Raw genomic sequence first — 19,208 nt, forward strand, 5'->3', positions numbered from 1 at the left:
GCTACTCCTTTGTGCTATCCGTTAAAAGTTCCTGCTCTGCCGTCTGAAGTACGGTACGAATCCGTTCTTCTACCTGGGCAATTCCATCGCCAATCAGTGCATCTCTCTCCTGCTGCTCCCGGTTAGAAATCTCATTTAATTTTTCCTGTAATTTATAGTCTGAATATTCTACAAAGATTAAATATCCTGCCAGAATAAACAGCGATACAATCCACAGAATCAAAAATACAATTTTTGAGCTTTCTGTCCAGAATAACAATGCCAGGAAAATCAGTGGAATAATGATAAGACACCGCAATCCGATGCGGATACGTTTCTGGTTCTTCTTATGAATCTCCTGCTCATAGCCTAAAAGCATGTCATAAAGCTTTTCATAATCTTCTTTCTTTTCCATCTGCTCTTCACCTGCTCTCTTACATCATCTTCGTATCTTTCATTCGCTTTTCTACGAAATGATTGATACCCATAAATGGTACGCGAATCAGCAGTCCGATTAACAATGCCGCTGCTGCGAAAATCAGAAGCTCTGCCAGATTCTTCTCATAGGCTCCGCCATACATGCCGCCAATGGTTTCACGCATGGCATTAATGGCGTATGGGAATGGGAAGAAAATATATACCCGCCGGTAAAATTCCGGCAATATCTCAATCGGATATGTTCCACCGGAACCTGCAATCTGAATAACGACCATTACAACCACCAGTGCTTTTCCGATATCGCCAAAGGAAAGTGTCAGTGCATAAATTAACAGCGTAAAGGTAAAGCTCGTCAGCGACGCCGCAAACCAGAACAATACCGGATTCTTCACCTGGCAATGCAGCAGATAAATATTACCCAGCACAATAATCAATGCCTGTATCTGTCCCATCACAAAGAAAATGAGATATCTTCCAAGGAAAAGCTGATAACGCTTCGGATTCGTCAGATCCTTTTCGGATGCCTTTACCTTAATCAGTGCCACCAGTACAATACCGCCTACCCAGAGTGCCAGTGTTGTATAAAATGGTGCAACCGCAGAACCATAATTTTTAATCTCATAAACCTGCTTTGTCTCCACTTTTACCGGCTGTGCAAAGAATTTACCATAGGATTCCGGATCGCCGCCCAAAAGTTCCATGATAATCTGCATCTGTTCATCTTCCGATGCTTCATTCAGCTTGCTGATTGCCTCTTCTATCTTTGTATCACAGGTCTTCAGCAATGTCTGAATCTGTGTAAAGCTTTCATCTGTAGCATCTACCATATCTAAGGTTCCATCGAAAATGGTTTCCATGTCACCTAATGTATTATTCAGATTATTCAAAAGATTGGTTACATTGACCAGTATCTGGGATGCCGTATCCAATATTCCGGATACTCCAGGCACCAGATTATTGGTGTATACATTCTTCATATTTTCAATGGTCTTGCTGCAGGTAGACAATGCTGTATTCATTCCGCCTGTCACAGTATCTACCGCATCTTTTACTGCATCTGATGCATTGTCCGGCATCAGTGTCTCTAAAAGCTTCTGCATTTCTTCTGCATCCTGCTTCAACGCATCAATCTGTGACATCACATCATCCATATCCGTTTTCTGCTCGTCCGTAAAGCTCTCATCTGTCTTGAGTCCACTGATTGCTCCATAAAGCGACTGCAACTGATCATTTAAAGTCTTGATATCATTCGTTGTTGTCTCAATACTTTCAGTTGTCTTCTTGGCAGAATCTCCCAGTCCGGCATTGGTAATATCCGTTGAAATCTTATTCAAAGAATTCTCAATATCCGTTAAGGTTGTCTCCACATTCTTGGAAAAATCTGAAAGTGTAGTATCCGTACTGTCTAATTGTGTCTTTGTTCCATTCAGGGAATTTACAGCTGAATCAATTTTATCTTCCACCTTTGACACACTGGAATTGGCTTCATCAATCCCTGCGCTCAGTTCTTCATTTCCGGACAGGAAGCTGTCTATCATGGCATCATAGTCCTTTAAATTCTGGCTGAGCTGCTCTAATTTCTGGCGGAATCCATCCACACCGCCATCTTCACTTATTTTCTCAGAAAGATTATCCATCTGGGCAAACATGGCACTTGCCGCTGTCTCAAGAAATGTCTCATTGATACTGGACTTTAATGTGCTCACTGCAGTATCGGTAATTTTCGTTGCAATGGCATTTTTCTTCTCATTCTCATAATATGTAATTGTCGGATTTTCCAGTCCTTCTGTAAAAATACTGAACATGCTCTCGGAAAAACGGTCACTTATAACTACTGCCGCATAATATTTTCCACTTTCTACTCCGCTGATTGCTTCATCAGAGCTGTCTACAAACTGCCAGCCTATGGACTTATTCTCCTTCAACTGCTCCATCACCTGAGCACCCATGTTGACGGTTGTGCCATCCTCTAATTTCATTCCTTCATCTTCAGATACCACTGCAATATAGATATTTCCGGTGTTGGCATAAGGATCCTCGTTGGAATAAATATTAAACCATGCATACAAAGATGGAATAAAACACAATCCGATTGCAATGACCAGTGCAAAAAAATTCCTGCAAAGTCCTCTTACGTCCTTTCGAAAAATGTGAATGATATTTTTCATGCCGTTACTTCCCTTTCAACTTCTTCTTTAAACGCTGCAACGCATTATCCACAGCCTTCGGCTCTTTTCCCATAGCTTCTGCAATCTGCTCATAGCGAAAGCCCTGCAGATAATACGATAATACTTCCTGTTCCATTTTGCTTAAAGTCTCATTTACTTTCCGTTTGAAATCTTCCCGGTCTTCCTGACTGATAAATAAATTCTCCGGATTCGTCTCATCCATGGTTTCTAACACATCCGCCAGATTCCTGCCTTCCGAATCCTCACTGTCTGCATAAAGCGGTACATACGAATTGAGCGGTGCATGCTTTTTCCGATTGGAAGCCTCCACTGCTGTATACATCTGTCTTGCAATACAAAGGTCTGCGAAATGAAAAAAGCTGCTGTCTTTATCCGGCTGATAATCCCGGACAGCTTTAAACAGGCCAATCATTCCCTCCTGAATCAAATCGTCCGTCTCACCACCAATGAGATAAAGTGCTTTTGCTTTTTTCTTTACAAGACTCTTGTATTTGTCCATCAGATAATCTGTAATTTCATTTTCACCACTACGAAGTGCTGCAATTAATTCCTCATCACTCATGTTCTGATAAGATTGCATCTCTCTCTCCTGTTAACTTAATCTCTGTCTTACAATTTCATAAGCTAAAACACCTGTCGCTACCGATGCATTTAAGGAGTCAATATCTCCCTTCATTGGAATCGATGCCACAAAATCACAGTTTTCTTTTACCAATTTGCTGACACCTTCTCCTTCATTTCCGATAACCAGTCCGATAGAACCTTTTAAATCCAGATCATACATGGTTGTGCCACCCATATCTGCACAGACAAACCACATGCCCTGCTCCTTTAGTTCCCGGATGGTATTGGTAAGATTGGTTACCTTTGCTACCGGTGTATAATAAATGGCTCCTGCAGAAGCCTTTGCTACGGTGGCGGTCAGTCCCACTGCACGGCGCTTTGGAATAATGACGCCATGGGCACCTGCCAGATTGGCAGTACGGATAATTGCACCCAAATTGTGCGGGTCTTCAATATTATCCAGCAAAATGACAAATGGTGCTTCATTTTTCTTTCTGGCATTTTCTAAAATATCTTCTACCGTTGCATAGGAAAATGCTGCTGCCATGGCAATGACACCCTGATGCTTCTTCGTCTCTGACAACTGCTCTAAACGCTCTTTTGCCACAAACTGTACCAGCGTATCATGCTTTTTCGCTTCTCTTAAAATGGTCTGAATGGGACCGTCTTTACAGCCATCTAATACAAACAGCTTGTCTATGGTTTTCCCGGAACGAAATGCCTCTAAGACTGCATTTCTTCCTTCTATCTTCGTGCTTTCCGTTTGTGTATTTTCCATCTGCATTTCTTCCATTCTACTTTCCTCCTGCCAGATCATTTTTTCCGGTCTTCACATTATAATGTCTGATTGCTTCTTTCACCAGCTCTAAAATCCTCTCGAACTGATCCGTCAGATATAAATAGCCCATCAATGCTTCAAAGCCGGTGGCACGGCGATAATCTGACATAGTTGCGTTTTTTGCCATTGTCGGAGACTTGGCATTTCTGCCTCTGCGGTAAATTTCCGTTTCGTCTTCCGTAAGCATCGGAGTCAGTGTCTCCATCATCGTTGCCTGCGCATGTGCTTTCACCAGATGGCTGGTGGTCTGATGCAGACGGGATGCCTTGGTATTGCCTTTTCCAACTACAATGCTTCTTATGACAAGGTCATAAATGCCATCTCCTATGTAGGCAAGTGCCAAAGGGGAGTAGGTTGCTACATCCACCTTTGGCAGGTCAAAATATTCTTTGATATGGGAATCTATGCCTTTTTCCATTTTACACCCTCTCTGGTATCCTCTAAGACAATTCCTTTTTCCAAAAGTTCATTACGAATTGCGTCTGCTTTGGCAAAATCTTTTTCCTTCTTTGCAGCCTTACGCTCTTCGATTTTTTCTAATACATATGCTTCTAAATCTGCATCGATCTCATCGGCAGGATTTGCTACTTCTCCCGCTGCTAAATCAAGAGATAATACATAATCAAAATCTTTTACCAGTGCAAGCTTGGTTGCATCGGTCATATCGGCTTTCAATACTTCATATACTACAGTCAGTGCCATGGAAGTATTTAAATCATCCTCTAATGCCTGCAGAAATTTCTCTTTGTATGCATCAAATTTATCCTGCTCTACTTCTGTAGACGCATCCAGTTTTGCAATGGTCTTACGAAGCTTTACATAGGAATTTTCCATATTATCCATTACTTCATAAGAGAATTCCAATGGCTTTCTGTAATGGGACTGCAGACAGAACATACGATATACCAGCGGCAGATAACCTTTTTCTTCCAATAAGGAAACGGTCAGGAAATCTCCCTTGGATTTACTCATTTTTCCTGATTTATCATTCAGATGATGGACATGGAACCAGTAATTACACCATTTGTGTCCAAGATATGCTTCACTCTGTGCAATCTCATTGGTATGATGTGGGAAAATATTATCCACACCACCACAGTGAATATCCATATATTCGCCTAAATGCTTCATGCTGATGCAGGAGCACTCGATATGCCAGCCCGGATAACCAACGCCCCATGGACTATCCCATTTCAGTTCCTGGTTATCGAATTTGGACTTGGTAAACCACAATACAAAATCACTCTTGTTGCGCTTATTTTCATCCTCAGATACGTCATCACGGACACCTACCATCAGCTCTTTTTCGCTCTGGCTGGAGAATACATAATAATCATCTAATTTTGATGTATCAAAATATACATTTTCTCCGGCAATATATGCATAGCCTTTCTCTAAAAGTACCTCTATCATATGAATAAATTCCGGGATACAATTGGTTGCCGGCTCTACCACATCCGGACGTTTGATATTTAATTTGGAGCAATCGGAAAAGAATGCATCGGTATAATACTTTGCAATCTCCATAACGGTCTTGTGCTCACGCTTTGCGCCCTTTAACATTTTATCCTCACCGGTATCTGCATCACTGGAAAGATGTCCTACGTCTGTTATGTTCATGACACGCTTTACATCATAACCTGCATAGCGAAGTGTTTTCTCTAATACATCTTCCATAATATAGCTGCGCAGATTTCCGATATGTGCAAAATGATATACGGTTGGTCCGCAGGTATACATTTTCACTTTGCCATCTTCGTTTGGCACAAAGGTCTCTACTTTTCTTGTAAGGGTATTAAAAATCTTTACGTTGTTCTCCATGTTATCCTCCATCGTTCCTGGAATTACTTATTTAATTCTTTTCTACTTCCTGCTTTAATGCTTTTATCTCTTTTTCCATATCAATGATACGGTTGCATAATTCTGAATTTTCCCGCTGCAATACATTGATGTCTTCCTGTACCGGGTCCGGCAGATTGCACTGATCCATATCGCTGCGTGGAATTTTTACATTGTTACGTTTTACGATTCGTCCCGGAACACCTACTACCGTACAGTTTGGCGGCACCTCTTCAATTACCACACTCCCTGCACCGATTTTCGAATTCTCTCCTACCGTAAAGGAACCGATGATTTTCGCTCCGGCACTTACCATTACATTATCCTCTAAGGTCGGATGACGCTTTCCGGTTTCCTTACCGGTTCCGCCCAGGGTTACACCCTGATATAAGGTTACATTATCTCCGATAATCGATGTCTCTCCGATGATAACGCCGGTACCATGGTCGATAAAGAATCCTTTTCCAATTACTGCGCCCGGATGTATCTCAATTCCGGTTTTTCTTGCTGCTTTCTGTGAAATATATCTCGCCCGGAAGAAATGTCCCTTCAGGTAATGCTTATGTGCACGCCTATAACTAAGCATAACACGAAATGACGGATAAAGCAAAACCTCCATTGGAGATTTTAATGCCGGATCACGCTCCTTGATAATCTCAAATTCCTCTTTTAATTCTTTTATAAAACCCATGATTACAGCCTCCTGTTCACTGTATAGATTCTTTCCTTTATGCATGCAAGCCTGCAATTTTTCTCGCGGAGCGATTTTTTACTTTACAGGAAAGCAATTTCCTGTAAAGTAAAAAATCGTCTCTATATAAATATAGAGACGAAATTATTCCGCGGTTCCACTCTAAGTAAAGCATTGCTGCTTTCCCTCAATACACGTAACGTGTGCTATTCGTTCCTGGCTACTTGCTTTCACCGGGACTGCTTCCGGATGCACTTCATATACTTTGGAATCAAGACTGCTTTCAGCCGATGACAGTCTCTCTCTTTTATTCACGCATGTATACTACTCTTTCCGTTCACTGCATTTATCAATTCATTTCTGAATCATTTTTAAATTCTTTTTACGCTACTAGTTTATGCACGAATTGCCATTTTGTCAATAGAAAAGTTATTTTCCGCATCCCGGGCAGCCTGCGCAATTTCGTTCACTGCCTCCCACTGCTATGCTGTTTTCATAGATACTTGAGATAGCACAGATTGCCTGGGAGCTGATTCCATCTTCGCTTCCGGTAAAGCCAAGCCCTTCCTCTGTGGTTGCCTTTACATTTACCTGACTGACGTCTATCTTCAATGCCTGTGCAATATTTTCTTCCATCTTCTCAATGTGTGGACGCATTTTGGGCTTCTGGGCAATAATCGTAGCATCGATATTATCAATGACATAATTCTCTTTCTCTAAAAGCTGTCCCACTTCTTCCAATAATTTTATACTGGAAATCCCCTCATATGCCGGGTCTGTATCCGGAAAATGCTTTCCGATATCTCCTAAAGCTGCTGCCCCCAGCAACGCATCCATGATGGCATGTAACAATACATCTGCATCCGAATGTCCCAGCAAGCCAAGACTGTGCGGTATCTCCACTCCGCCTATGATTAATTTTCTTCCTTCTACTAATTTATGAACATCATATCCCATTCCTACTCGCATGTGATTACCTGCTTTCTTTTTTTCTTTTCAACTTTCCGGCTCTCTGCTTCCGCCCTATCTCGGTCCAGCTCCGCAGTGCATGCGGGAAGCTGCAAAGCACCTTCCCGCTCTCGGGCTTTCGCCCTATCAAAAACAAGGAAAATCCAGTTTTGTCTGCAAGCAGCCAATCTGGATTTTTCTTGTTTTGGCACTGCTCAATGCTTACGGACATTATACCACACTGGAGGTATTTTCTGATAGCTGTTTATAGATTTCTTTTTTCATATTATTTCCTGTTTTGCATCATACTATAGTTTCAGGAGGTATTTTTATGAATTCTAAAAAACTTTTTATCTGGGGTTTTCTCTTTGTGTCTGTGATTGGATCCCTATTACATTTCGTCTATGAATGGTCCGGTAACAATTCCATCGTACGGCTTTTTGCACCATGGAATGAATCCACCTGGGAGCACATGAAGCTCCTTTTCTTTCCAATGCTGGTTCTTGTGCTTTTTCTCTTTTTCAAACTGCCGGAACAAAATCCGATTCCAGTAGCACTCTCCATTGGGACGCTGGTTGGGTTGGCATTGATTCCAATTCTCTTCTACACATACACCGGTGTGCTGGGCTTCTCTGTCATGGCGATTGATATTGCAATTTTCTACATCAGTGTTCTGGGTGTCTTTCTTACCGGATGGTTTCTGAAAGATAACCGCAAACTTGCCAACCGCAGTGGACTGCTACTTACCTGCCTTGTAATTCTTGCAATTCTGTTTTTTATCTTTAGTTACTATCCGCCTGAGATTGGACTTTTTCAGGAGCCATAAGCTATTTTTAAATAGGAAAACAGGCCGGTAAGGGATTTACAAGAAATTCTCACCTGCAGTTCTTTCCTGATGCCAGATTTTTTCTTGCTACTCGCAAAAAAAGAATCCTGCATCTGCAAGATTCTTTTCAGTAGCGGAAGGGAGATTTGAACTCTCGACACCACGGGTATGAACCGTGTGCTCTAGCCAACTGAGCTATTCCGCCATATTCAATTATTTGTTTTGGAATGGGACCTACAGGGCTCGAACCTGTGACCCTCTGCTTGTAAGGCAGATGCTCTCCCAGCTGAGCTAAGATCCCATATTCCTGCGGGTTACTCATCTGCAACCCGCTTTGCTAGTATACTATATAGGAATAGTGAAGTCAAGCACTTTTTCAAAAATATTTTTGAAATATTTAAAATTTTTGAAAATATTTCAAGATTCAAAATTACTCAAATAATTCTGTCAAGCTGCCGGATACCTGCCTTATGAGATACCTTTGCAAATCATATATCTCTCCGTACTCCCTACTCCTTCGCAATAAACAAAACACCCAGTGTTCCCGGTCCACAATGGCTGGATACTACACCGCCGGCTCTTGTTTCTAAAATTTCATGAAAGACATGCAGGTCATTGAGATAAGCACGTACCTTATCTACGATTTCCGGAGCACTGCCGGAATGAGTGATAAATACACGTTCCGGCCGGGCATTCTTCATTGCTTCTTCCATGTCTTTCACATAAGAGAGAACAACCTTTTCCATATTGCCACGGTATTTCTTGCCCGGTCCCATTTTACCATCTTCCACACTGATGCGGGGATGGAGTTTTAACGCACCACCGGCTAAGGCAGCCAGTCCACTGCATCTGCCACCACGATAAAGATAGGTTAAGGTGTCTACCACAAAGCTTGCCCGAACCAGAGGCTTTAATTCTTCAATGCGTGCAGTAATCTCTGCCGCGCTCTTTCCCTGATGTGCCATTTCGGCTGCTTCTATGACAAGAAGTCCGATACCGGTAGAAAGATTTGCAGAATCAATTACTGTAACCAGATTTTCCGCATTCAGTTCTTCCGCTGCAAGACGCATCACATTCATGGAAGAAGACATCCCGGACGCAATGGCAAAACAGATAACCTCCTGACCTTTTTCTACATAAGGCTTTAACAATTCTACTGCCTGCTCTGCGGATGGTGCTGAAGTCTTTGGAGTGGTCTTGTGTTCATCCGACCAGTCAAAAATCTCCTGCGGAGTAATATTTACTCCATCCAGATATTCTTCGTCACCTAATAAAATGTGAAGCGGAAGAATGGTAATATCATAACGTTTTACCAGTTCTTCAGATAAATCACAGGTACTATCTGAAATTATCTTTACCATATCAAAAACCTCCCAAAATAAAAATTTACATTTCTTCCAGTAGACGCTCTACCAGTTTTACACAATCAGCTGCATCCGGGGAATAGCCATCTGCACCGATTTCATCTGCAAAGCTCTGTGTAATTGCTGCGCCGCCTACGATAATCTTGCTGTTGCAGCCGCGCTCTTTTGCCAGTTCTACCACATCCTTCATACGCATCATGGTAGTGGTCATCAGGGCGGAAAGTCCGATAATCTGGGCATTTTCTTTTAACGCTGTATCCACAATAATATCCGCTGCCACATCCTTGCCAAGGTCTAAGACACGATAACCATAGTTACGGAGCATCAGTGCTACCAGATTCTTACCGATATCGTGTATGTCACCTTCTACGGTTGCAATAATAATGGTTGCCTTTGGCTCTGCGTCCTTATCTTTGGAAAGCATTGGCTCCAAGTATTCAATGGCATGCTGCATGGTCTGCGCGCTGGAAATCAGCTGCGGCAGGAAATAAATCTGCTTGTCAAAAAGGACACCTACTTCATTAATGGCAGGAATCAACTGTCCATTAATAATCGCTCCCGGTTCTTCTCCTGCTGCCAAAGCTTTATCTACTTCTTTTAAAATATTGCCCTTATTTCCCTTTAATACACAATCAAATACCGGATTTGCCGGCTCTAAAGTGCCTGCCGAAGCTGCGTTATCGGTTGCCGGAGCTTCCTTCTGTGCCCGCTGGTTCATCCGATTGATATAGCGGATATCGGAACCTTCTTTATGTAAAAGCATATCCGAAGCCACTGCCGCATTCATTAATAAATCCTGGGATGGATTTGCAATTGCCATCGTAAGTCCTTTTGCAATTGCCATGGTAAGAAATGCACTGTTTACATAAATACGTTCCGGCAGACCGAAAGAAATATTGGAAAGTCCACAGGCTGTGGCAAGGCTCAATTCATCCTTACAATACTGGATGGTATCAAAACATTCCAATGCTGCCAGCGGATTGGCACCTACCGTTGCTACCAGTCCGTCCACGATAATATCTTCTTTATGAAGACCGATTTTTAAGGCGGCATCTAAAATGGTACGGACAATCTGCCGCTTCTCTTCTGCGTCTTTTGGAAGTCCCTCGTCAGAAAGCGGAAGCAAAATAAACATTGCTCCATATTTCTTTGCAATCGGAAGCAATTTTTCGAATTTCTCTTTTTCTAAGGAAATAGAGTTAATCAAAGCTCGTCCCGGATAAATACGAAGTGCTGCTTCAATAATATCCACATGGGATGAATCGATACAAAGCGGACAATCCACTGTATAAGTAACCTCATGAATGGTATTTAACATCATCTGTTTCTCATCAATTCCATTCATACCCATATTGACATCCAGAATGGCTGCACCATTTTCTTCCTGTGCCCGTGCCATATCACGAACCATATTAAGGCTGCCTTCCCGAAGCTCTGCCTGCAATTTCTTCTTTCCGGTCGGATTAATCCGCTCACCAATTACCATAAATGGTCCGTCCAAATCAATTTCTACCGTCTTACGCTCGGAAGTAAGCACTCTTCGTCTTGGTGCTTCCACATGATGGATTCCCATTGGTCTTACTTTATCTGCCAATGCTTTGATATGTGCCGGGGTCGTTCCACAGCATCCACCAATAATCGAAACACCTTCTTCGATTAATTTTGCACCAACTTCTGCAAATTCTTCCGGTGTGGTCTTGTATACCGTTACGCCATCCTCTAATTCCGGCAGTCCGGCATTTGGCTTTGCCAAAACAGGAACATAGGCATATTCTACAGTCTGGCGAATCGGCTCTAACATTTCCTCTGGTCCTGTGGAGCAGTTCATTCCCACTGCATCTGCACCCAGGCTCTGCAACGTAACTACCGCAGTTACCGGATCTGTTCCATACAAGCTTCTGCCATCCTCGTTATAAGTCATACTTGCCATAATCGGCAAATCACAGGTTTCACGGATTGCCAGCACAGCGGCTCTTGTTTCCTGCAGACTCATCATGGTCTCAATGATAAATAAGTCTACTCCCGCATCTGCCACAACTTTGACCTGTTCTTTATAAATATCTACCAGTTCTTCAAACTGCAATTCACCCATCGGATAAAGCTGCTGACCGGTCATGGTAATATCACCGGCTACCAGCGCTTTTCCGCCTGCTGCCTCTTTGGAAATGGCAACTAATTGCTGGTTCATCTCTACCAGCTTATCTGCCAGTCCATATTCTTCTAATTTAATGCGGTTTGCAGTAAAGGTCGGTGCCAAAAGAATCTGTGTTCCAGCCTCCACATAAGCCCGCTGCAAATCTATCATGGTCTGTGGATGCTCTAAAATCCACTGCTCCGGGCAGACTCCTACCGGCATTCCTGCATTCTGAAGATTGCTTCCGGTTGCACCATCTAAGATAACCGGTCCATTTTTTACTAATTCTTTAAATTCCTCTCTTGTCATCTGCGTTCTTCCTCCTGTCGGATTGCCTCAATAATTCTCGCAATTAAGCCCGTCCGGTTAAATGGTGTCATAAAATAAAATCCGTCTGCAATATCATATAATTTTGCTGCGATTTCAACAGATAATTCAATTGCCACTTCTTCTGCCTCTTCTCTTGTCATATCTTCCCGATACCGGTTTACAATTTCATCGGAAACATGGATGCCCGGCATCTCATTTTTCACAAACATTGCATTCTTATAGCTTACCAGCGGCATAATACCGCACATGATTTTGGTGTCAATGTGTTCTTTGATATAAGTCAGTCTTTCCACATCTTCCTCGGTATATACCGGCTGTGTCAGGAAATAACCGCATCCTGCTTCCGCTTTACGCTTCATCCGTTCAATAATCGCATCCGGATTGGCGCCATGATAATTCAGTGCACCACCATAATAAACCGGCTCCTGTGCAAAAACTTCTAAATTCATTTCCTTAACATACTGCATCAGTTTAATGGAATTGAAATCAAAAACAGAAGTCACTCTTTCGCGGTCTGCCCTTGAAACCGGGTCTCCGGTCACAATCAGGAAATGGCGGACATCATTCATATGCATGCCTAAAAGGCCTGCCCGAAGTGCAATCACATTGCGGTCACGGCAGCTGATATGCGGCATTACTGCCACACCGGTCTTCTGCTGGATTTTCACTGCCAGCTGTCCGGCATCCATTCTCGCCCGCGCCATTGGGGAATCGGAAAGGGTAATCAGATCCACATTACATTTTCTTAAATCTTCTGCTCCTTTCATAACCTTGGATGCATCCCCGGAAAATGGCGGGTCCAATTCTACAATATAAGCCTTCTCCCCACGGGAAAGCTTCTCTTCAAAAATAGACGGAGTTCTTGTAACCTCCTGCGTTACTACATTTTCAATTTTCTTTGCTGCCTTCGGCAGATCCTGTAACTCGCCAGAAAGCAAAGCAATATATTCCGGTGTGGTTCCACAGCAGCCACCTAAAATATCTGTGCCAAGGGCTGCAATATCCTTCATTTTTTCTGCATAATAAGATGCATTATTGGAATAAATTGTCTTTCCCCGCAAAGTATATGGGTACCCTGCATTTGGAAGTGCTGATACGAATTTGTCACTGGAGAACTTCAGGTTCTTCATAAACTGATACATATGGGTACTGTCCAGTTCACAGTTAAATCCATAGGCATCCACATTTTCCATCTCGGAAGCTTCTACTGCCACACGCTGCATGGAAAGACCTGAGCGGGTGTATCCACTCTTGTCAAATGCAAACTGCACCAGAATAAATGCGTCTGATTTTTCTTTGATATATGCCGTTACCGGCTCAATATAGGTAAAGTCACTCTGTGTCTCAAATACAAAACAGTCTGCGCCACAGGAAAGGAAGGTGTCACAAATTTCTTTGTACTCCTGTAACACATTGTCATAGTCCTGATGGTCAAGATCATAAATCGGTCCTAAATCTGCTCCGATAAATACCGGAATATCCTTTCCATTTTCTGCCTGAAATGCGGTTACTGCTTCCTTTGCAATCTCATAGCCCGCCCGGACTGTCTCTTTTACTTCCTGCATATCTGCAAGAAACATGGTATTTGCTGCAAATGTATTGGTACGGATCAGCCTTGCTCCCGCACGCAGATATTCTAAATGAATCTCCTTAATCTGCTCCGGATTCTTGAGATTCTCCTTTTCTGCAATCACGGTATCTTCGCTGTATTTTTCCTCATAATAAGTGCCCATGGCACCATCGGTTATCAGTCTTTGTTCTTTGATATATTCTTTTATATTCATAGTATGCTCCAGTTTATCTTACATTTGAATTCCTACTAATTATATATGTAAGCTCCTTTTCCTGCAACTTAAAAATATAAATTTAATCCGGTGAGTTGCTTTTTTCATTTTCTGTGCTACACTGTTATTCATTGACAATGATATTTTCAAATACAAAGGAGTACACTTGATGAATTCAGTAAAGCTAATTGCCTTAGACATCGATGGCACCCTCTATAATAAAGACGGTGTCATTACCTCTTATAATAAAGAAATGATTCGAAAAGCCGTAGAAAACGGGATTACCGTTATTATCTCCACCGGCCGGCCTTATATCGGTCTTCCTGTGGATGAAATGAAGGAGCTTGGCATCCAATATGCCATTACTGCCAACGGTTCTGCGGTATACCGCGTCCCGGAAAAGGAACTGCTCTTAGATGAAAGCATGGATACCGATTTAAGTGTCCGGCTGTTACGCAAGCTCTATACGCAGTCTCTTCATATCGATGCCTTTATCAATGGTGACGGCTATACCCAGTTTTCCACCAGTGAGCTTACCAACCTATTAGATATTCCAGATTCCTTAAAAAAATATATCCAGACCACCCGGAAGACGATTACTGACTTAGCTGCTTATATCGAAGAACATAAACTTTGTGTTTCAAAACTGACTTTAAACTTTGCACCGGATGCAGATGGAAGCTATACCACAAGAGAAAAAACAAAAGAAATCTTAGACACCTTCCCGGAAGTCACTTATGTGTCCGGCGGTTTTCATAACTTAGAAGTTACCAGATGCGGCATTGCCAAATCCCAAGGACTTAAATTCCTCTGTGATTACCTCCACATTTCCATGGAAGATACCATGGCGGTAGGTGACAGCGAAAATGATCTCGATATCGTCAAAGCTGCCGGCATTGGCGTTGCCATGGGAAATGCGCAACAGCTCTTAAAAGATTCGGCTGATTTCATTTCCCTTTCTAATGAAGAAGATGGTGTTGCATACGCAATCGAGCGGTTCTGCTTTTAACAGAACCGCTCGTTGTATACGCTAGAACTTTGTACATACTTTATATTTATGTCGTAAAGTATTCATCGTATAGTCGTTATAATCTATTTTCTTATCCTTCTGAAGTCTTCCTAATACAATACCTGGATCACGATTTATTTTATTTGCAAATTTCTTAATAGCCTGTAAATCAAATTCACCCTGTCTTATAAATTCCTGATAATACCCTTTCGGAATCAGACTATCTTCTGCGAAACGATTCGCCGCTTCCTCCTGCTCACCACAATTTTTAATGTTTCATGTACTTACCATCTTCTACTAAAAAAAGACCTTGCAGAAAGGATTTCTCCTATCTACAAGGTCTTGCTCTTCTTTATTCCTATTTTTTATTTGAAATATGCTACTCCACTTTCGAACAGCTTCATATCCTGCTCGCCGTAAATGTTGACTGCAACAGACTCTCCACGACGCTCTGCATGTGCCATCTTACCAAGGACACGTCCGTCCGGGCTGGTGATACCTTCGATTGCCATGTAAGAACCGTTTACGTTCCACTCTTCATCCATGGTTGGAACACCGGCTTCGTTTACATACTGGGTTGCCACCTGACCATTCTCGAAAAGCTTGTCTAACCACTCCTTCGGAGCAACGAAACGACCTTCTCCGTGAGATGCCGGGTTACAGTATACGCCGCCAAGCTCAGCCTGTGCTAACCATGGAGACTTGTTGGTCACTACCTTGGTATATACCATCTTGGAAATATGACGTCCGATGGTATTGTAGGTCAGAGTCGGTGAATCCGGTCTCTGGTGTGTAATCTTGCCGTAAGGAACCAGACCTAACTTAATCAGTGCCTGGAATCCGTTACAGATACCAAGTGCAAGACCGTCACGCTCATTTAAAAGCTTGTTTACAGCTTCTTTCATCTTCTCATTACGGAATGCTGTTGCAAAGAATTTTGCTGAGCCTTCCGGTTCATCTCCTGCGGAGAATCCACCAGGGAACATGATAATCTGTGCTTCATCAATTGCTTTTACAAATACATCAACAGAATCACGGATGTCTTCTGCATTTAAGTTCTTAAATACCTTTACGGTTACATCTGCACCTGCATTTTCAAATGCTTTCGCACTGTCGTACTCGCAGTTGGTTCCCGGGAATACCGGAATAAATACATGTGGACGGGCAACCTTGTGCTTGCAGACGTAAATGTCTTTTGTATCGTAAAGTCCGCTCTTCACTTCTTCTGTTCCGGTGGTTGCTCTGGTTGGGAATACTTTCTCTAAAGTCTGTCCCCATGCTTTGATTGCTTCATCCATGGAAATGCTCATATCACCATAGATAAAGTTCTTGCTGTCATTTACTGCACCCACAACAGCTCCGTTTGCTGCAAGGCCTGCTGCTGCAAGGATTTCCTGTGCTTTTGCAACTTTATTTTCCGGAACTTCTGCTACGATATTTCCAAAGCCCGGTGCAAATAATGTTTCTTTTGTTACATCTGCATTTACAGTAACGCCAAGTTTATTACCAAATGCCATCTTGCTGACTGCTGCTGCAAGACCTTTTCCGTCTAATGCATAAGCTGCTACGATAACGCCTGTCTCAGTCATTTCATGAATTGCATCATAAAGCTTCATAACCTGTGCGTAATCCGGCATATCATAAGCATCTTTTTCGATGGTAAATAACATCAGCTTATCATTTTCTTTCTTAAGCTCCGGTGTGATAACATCTTTTTCTTTTGCTACATCAACTGCAAAGGATACCAGTGTTGGCGGTACATCAATTTCATTGAAGGAACCGGACATGGAGTCCTTTCCACCGATGGATGGAAGTCCGAAACCAATCTGCGCATTATAAGCACCAAGCAGTGCTGCAAATGGCTGGCTCCAACGACTTGGCTCCTCCGACATTCTGCGGAAGTATTCCTGGAATGTGAAACGAATCTTGTGGAAATCACCACCGGCTGTTACGATACGGGAAACAGACTCTAATACTGCATAAGCTGCTCCATGGTATGGGCTCCATGAAGATAAATATGGATCAAATCCGTAGCTCATCATGGTTACTGTATCGCATTTTCCATTCATAACCGGAAGTTTTGCAACCATACTCTGTGTCTCGGTCAACTGATATTTTCCACCATATGGCATGTATACACTGCCTGCTCCGATGGAACCATCAAACATTTCTACGAGACCCTTCTGGGAACATACGTTAAGGTCTTTTAATTCATTTAACCATGCTGCTTTCATATCGCCTGCTGCAACTGCTTCTTCTACAGCCTTTGTGCTGATTTTATTTAAATAATTCTCTTCTTTTACCGGAAGCTCTACCTTTACATCAGTCTCCTGATGTGCTCCGTTGGTGTCTAAGAATGCTCTGGAAAGATTTACAATTTCTTTTCCTCTCCAGGATAATACTAATCTTGGCTCTTCGGTTACAACGGCAACTTTCACAGCCTCTAAGTTTTCTTCTTTTGCATAATCTAAGAACTGCTGTGCATCTTCCGGTGCAACAACAACTGCCATACGCTCCTGAGACTCGGAAATAGCAAGTTCTGTTCCGTCCAGTCCGGCATATTTCTTTGGTACTTTATCCAAATCAACCTGTAATCCGTCTGCAAGCTCTCCGATTGCTACGGACACTCCACCGGCACCAAAGTCATTACATTTCTTAATAATGTGGGCAACTTCTTCTCTGCGGAAAAGTCTCTGAATCTTACGCTCGGTAGGTGGGTTACCTTTCTGAACCTCTGCTCCACAGGTATCAATGGATTCTGTATTGTGTGCTTTGGAGGAACCGGTTGCTCCACCGCAGCCATCACGTCCGGTACGTCCGCCTAAGAGGATAATAATATCCCCCGGATCAGAAGTCAGTCTCTGAACGGCACGACGAGGTGCTGCTCCCATAACGGCTCCGATTTCCATTCTCTTAGCAACATAATCCGGATGATATACTTCTTTGACATATCCGGTAGCAAGTCCAATCTGGTTACCATAGGAACTGTATCCCTGTGCTGCGCCGCGAACCAGTTTCTTCTGAGGAAGCTTTCCTTCCATGGTATCTTTTACAGATACGGTAGGGTCAGCAGCTCCGGTTACACGCATTGCCTGATATACATAGGTACGTCCTGACAACGGGTCACGGATTGCTCCACCAAGACAGGTTGCAGCTCCACCAAACGGCTCGATTTCGGTTGGGTGGTTGTGGGTCTCATTTTTAAAGTTTACAAGCCATTCTTCTGTCTTGCCATCTACTTCAACAGGCACTACAATAGAGCAGGCATTAATCTCATCGGACTCTTCCTGATCCTGTAATTTTCCTTCTTTTTTCAGACGCTTCATTGCCATTAATGCAATGTCCATTAAGCAGACAAATTTGTCATCTCTGCCTTCATACATTTTCTTATGTGTATCAAGATAATCCTCATATGTCTTTTCCATTGGCTCTTTGTAGAAACCATCTTCAAATGCAACATTTTTCAGTTCGGTAGAAAATGTGGTATGACGGCAATGGTCTGACCAGTAGGTATCCAGCACACGAATCTCGGTCATGGATGGGTCTCTATCTTCTTCTCCATGGAAATAGTTCTGAATATGTAAGAAATCCTTGAATGTCATAGCCAGTCCAAGGGAATCATAGAGTGCTTTTAATTCCTGCTCCGGCATATCCTTAAATCCGGTCATAATCTTAACATCTGCAGGCTCCGGGAACTCTGTTACCAAAGTCTCAGGCTTCTCCATGCCGGTCTCTCTGGAATCTACCGGGTTGATGCAGTGATGCTTGATTGCCTCTAACTGCCCAGCGTTGATATCTCCGTAAATAACATACGTTGTTGCGGTACGGATAACCGGCTCTTCATCCTCTTTTAAAAGCTTCACACACTGCTCTGCAGAATCTGCTCTCTGGTCGAACTGTCCCGGAAGGAATTCAACGGAAAATACTTTTCCATCCCCCATTTCAAAATTCTCTTCATAGACATCATCTACCGGCGGCTCTGAAAATACAGTCTGAACTGCTCTTTTATATACATCATCGGAAATGTTTTCAATATCATAACGAATCAGGACACGTACCTTATCTACTGCGCTGATTCCAAGATAACTCTTAATCTCTGCATGTAACTCTTTGGCGCGTACTGCGTAAGCGTCTTTTTTCTCTACATACACTCTTCTTACCTTACTCATCTTCTACCTCCTGAATGTTTACTTTCTTATGTTCATTATAGCACGGCATTATGAATAAGAACAATTAATATATTTAATTTTATTTATAAGAGTTACTAATGTTGAC

General features: G+C 42.6%; 14 protein-coding genes, 2 tRNA genes and 1 other annotated feature. Of the genes, 2 read left to right on the forward strand and 14 right to left on the reverse strand.

What is annotated here, in order from left to right; genetic code table 11:
* Position 1: 1 nt before the first annotated feature.
* The 8 genes from DWX65_RS03705 to ispF all read right to left on the reverse strand — a co-directional run bounded on the left by DWX65_RS03705 (position 2) and on the right by ispF (position 7,507).
* Positions 2 to 394: a hypothetical protein gene (locus DWX65_RS03705; RefSeq protein WP_199534332.1), complete on the reverse strand. Its 393-nt coding sequence runs from the start codon at positions 392 to 394 to the stop codon at positions 2 to 4.
* Positions 395 to 413: 19 nt separating this feature from the next.
* The gene (locus DWX65_RS03710) at positions 414 to 2,585 is read right to left on the reverse strand and encodes a YhgE/Pip domain-containing protein (protein WP_118172825.1); all 2,172 of its coding nucleotides are present in this window, start codon (positions 2,583 to 2,585) and stop codon (positions 414 to 416) included.
* A 4-nt stretch (positions 2,586 to 2,589) separates the two neighbouring features.
* Positions 2,590 to 3,186, reverse strand: coding sequence for an RNA polymerase sporulation sigma factor SigH (gene sigH, locus DWX65_RS03715; protein WP_118172826.1), 597 nt, complete (start codon positions 3,184 to 3,186; stop codon positions 2,590 to 2,592).
* A 12-nt stretch (positions 3,187 to 3,198) separates the two neighbouring features.
* Complete coding sequence (rlmB, locus tag DWX65_RS03720) at positions 3,199 to 3,954, reverse strand: 23S rRNA (guanosine(2251)-2'-O)-methyltransferase RlmB (RefSeq protein ID WP_442969756.1); 756 nt, start codon at positions 3,952 to 3,954, stop codon at positions 3,199 to 3,201.
* 10 nt (positions 3,955 to 3,964) lie between these two features.
* Positions 3,965 to 4,426 (reverse strand): Mini-ribonuclease 3, encoded by a 462-nt coding sequence (locus DWX65_RS03725; RefSeq protein WP_118172827.1) that lies wholly within the window; start codon positions 4,424 to 4,426, stop codon positions 3,965 to 3,967.
* Entirely contained in the window at positions 4,411 to 5,829 is a 1,419-nt protein-coding gene (cysS, locus tag DWX65_RS03730; protein ID WP_022242901.1) for a cysteine--tRNA ligase, read from the reverse strand. Before cysS ends, DWX65_RS03725 begins: the two co-directional genes overlap by 16 nt.
* Before the next feature lie 31 nt (positions 5,830 to 5,860).
* Positions 5,861 to 6,538 (reverse strand): serine O-acetyltransferase EpsC, encoded by a 678-nt coding sequence (gene epsC, locus DWX65_RS03735; RefSeq protein WP_022242902.1) that lies wholly within the window; start codon positions 6,536 to 6,538, stop codon positions 5,861 to 5,863.
* A gap of 131 nt (positions 6,539 to 6,669) precedes the next feature.
* Positions 6,670 to 6,888, reverse strand: a binding site (T-box leader).
* A 79-nt stretch (positions 6,889 to 6,967) separates the two neighbouring features.
* On the reverse strand, positions 6,968 to 7,507 hold the full coding sequence (gene ispF / locus DWX65_RS03740) for a 2-C-methyl-D-erythritol 2,4-cyclodiphosphate synthase (protein WP_022242903.1): 540 nt from the start codon (positions 7,505 to 7,507) through the stop codon (positions 6,968 to 6,970).
* A 310-nt stretch (positions 7,508 to 7,817) separates the two neighbouring features.
* Here ispF and DWX65_RS03745 point away from each other — a divergent pair, with 310 nt between their 5' ends.
* Complete coding sequence (locus DWX65_RS03745; protein ID WP_118172828.1) at positions 7,818 to 8,312, forward strand: DUF6512 family protein; 495 nt, start codon at positions 7,818 to 7,820, stop codon at positions 8,310 to 8,312.
* 131 nt (positions 8,313 to 8,443) lie between these two features.
* On the opposite strand, the gene DWX65_RS03750 is transcribed toward DWX65_RS03745, so the two are convergent.
* The 5 genes from DWX65_RS03750 to DWX65_RS03770 all read right to left on the reverse strand — a co-directional run bounded on the left by DWX65_RS03750 (position 8,444) and on the right by DWX65_RS03770 (position 13,924).
* Positions 8,444 to 8,517: transfer RNA gene (locus DWX65_RS03750), tRNA-Met, on the reverse strand.
* A gap of 23 nt (positions 8,518 to 8,540) precedes the next feature.
* Positions 8,541 to 8,613: transfer RNA gene (locus tag DWX65_RS03755), tRNA-Val, on the reverse strand.
* Between the two features lie 208 nt (positions 8,614 to 8,821).
* A complete protein-coding gene (locus tag DWX65_RS03760) occupies positions 8,822 to 9,673 on the reverse strand; it encodes a DegV family protein (protein WP_118172829.1) in 852 nt (283 codons plus the stop codon).
* 25 nt (positions 9,674 to 9,698) lie between these two features.
* Entirely contained in the window at positions 9,699 to 12,119 is a 2,421-nt protein-coding gene (locus DWX65_RS03765; RefSeq protein ID WP_118172830.1) for a homocysteine S-methyltransferase family protein, read from the reverse strand.
* The gene (locus tag DWX65_RS03770) at positions 12,116 to 13,924 is read right to left on the reverse strand and encodes a bifunctional homocysteine S-methyltransferase/methylenetetrahydrofolate reductase (RefSeq protein WP_118172831.1); all 1,809 of its coding nucleotides are present in this window, start codon (positions 13,922 to 13,924) and stop codon (positions 12,116 to 12,118) included. The genes DWX65_RS03765 and DWX65_RS03770 overlap by 4 nt, the downstream gene beginning before the upstream one ends.
* Positions 13,925 to 14,093: 169 nt before the next feature.
* Here DWX65_RS03770 and DWX65_RS03775 point away from each other — a divergent pair, with 169 nt between their 5' ends.
* A complete protein-coding gene (locus DWX65_RS03775) occupies positions 14,094 to 14,933 on the forward strand; it encodes a Cof-type HAD-IIB family hydrolase (RefSeq protein WP_118172832.1) in 840 nt (279 codons plus the stop codon).
* Positions 14,934 to 15,298: 365 nt separating this feature from the next.
* Here DWX65_RS03775 and DWX65_RS03780 read toward each other — a convergent pair whose 3' ends face one another.
* Positions 15,299 to 19,102, reverse strand: coding sequence for a phosphoribosylformylglycinamidine synthase (locus DWX65_RS03780; RefSeq protein WP_118172833.1), 3,804 nt, complete (start codon positions 19,100 to 19,102; stop codon positions 15,299 to 15,301).
* Positions 19,103 to 19,208 lie beyond the last annotated feature (106 nt).

The sequence above is a fragment of the Roseburia sp. AF20-18LB genome, assembly GCF_003461185.1.
GTDB lineage: Bacteria > Bacillota > Clostridia > Lachnospirales > Lachnospiraceae > Roseburia_C > Roseburia_C amylophila.

Excerpts from the sequence above, each read along its gene's own strand:
- DWX65_RS03760 (WP_118172829.1), bottom strand. The coding sequence starts at position 9,673 with ATGGTAAAGATAATTTCAGATAGTACCTGTGATTTATCTGAAGAACTG.
- rlmB (WP_442969756.1), bottom strand. The coding sequence starts at position 3,954 with ATGCAGATGGAAAATACACAAACGGAAAGCACGAAGATAGAAGGAAGA.
- DWX65_RS03765 (WP_118172830.1), bottom strand. The coding sequence starts at position 12,119 with ATGACAAGAGAGGAATTTAAAGAATTAGTAAAAAATGGACCGGTTATC.
- DWX65_RS03780 (WP_118172833.1), bottom strand. The coding sequence starts at position 19,102 with ATGAGTAAGGTAAGAAGAGTGTATGTAGAGAAAAAAGACGCTTACGCA.
- sigH (WP_118172826.1), bottom strand. The coding sequence starts at position 3,186 with ATGCAATCTTATCAGAACATGAGTGATGAGGAATTAATTGCAGCACTT.
- DWX65_RS03725 (WP_118172827.1), bottom strand. The coding sequence starts at position 4,426 with ATGGAAAAAGGCATAGATTCCCATATCAAAGAATATTTTGACCTGCCA.
- DWX65_RS03770 (WP_118172831.1), bottom strand. The coding sequence starts at position 13,924 with ATGAATATAAAAGAATATATCAAAGAACAAAGACTGATAACCGATGGT.
- DWX65_RS03775 (WP_118172832.1), top strand. The coding sequence starts at position 14,094 with ATGAATTCAGTAAAGCTAATTGCCTTAGACATCGATGGCACCCTCTAT.
- ispF (WP_022242903.1), bottom strand. The coding sequence starts at position 7,507 with ATGCGAGTAGGAATGGGATATGATGTTCATAAATTAGTAGAAGGAAGA.
- DWX65_RS03710 (WP_118172825.1), bottom strand. The coding sequence starts at position 2,585 with ATGAAAAATATCATTCACATTTTTCGAAAGGACGTAAGAGGACTTTGC.
- DWX65_RS03705 (WP_199534332.1), bottom strand. The coding sequence starts at position 394 with ATGGAAAAGAAAGAAGATTATGAAAAGCTTTATGACATGCTTTTAGGC.
- epsC (WP_022242902.1), bottom strand. The coding sequence starts at position 6,538 with ATGGGTTTTATAAAAGAATTAAAAGAGGAATTTGAGATTATCAAGGAG.
- DWX65_RS03745 (WP_118172828.1), top strand. The coding sequence starts at position 7,818 with ATGAATTCTAAAAAACTTTTTATCTGGGGTTTTCTCTTTGTGTCTGTG.
- cysS (WP_022242901.1), bottom strand. The coding sequence starts at position 5,829 with ATGGAGAACAACGTAAAGATTTTTAATACCCTTACAAGAAAAGTAGAG.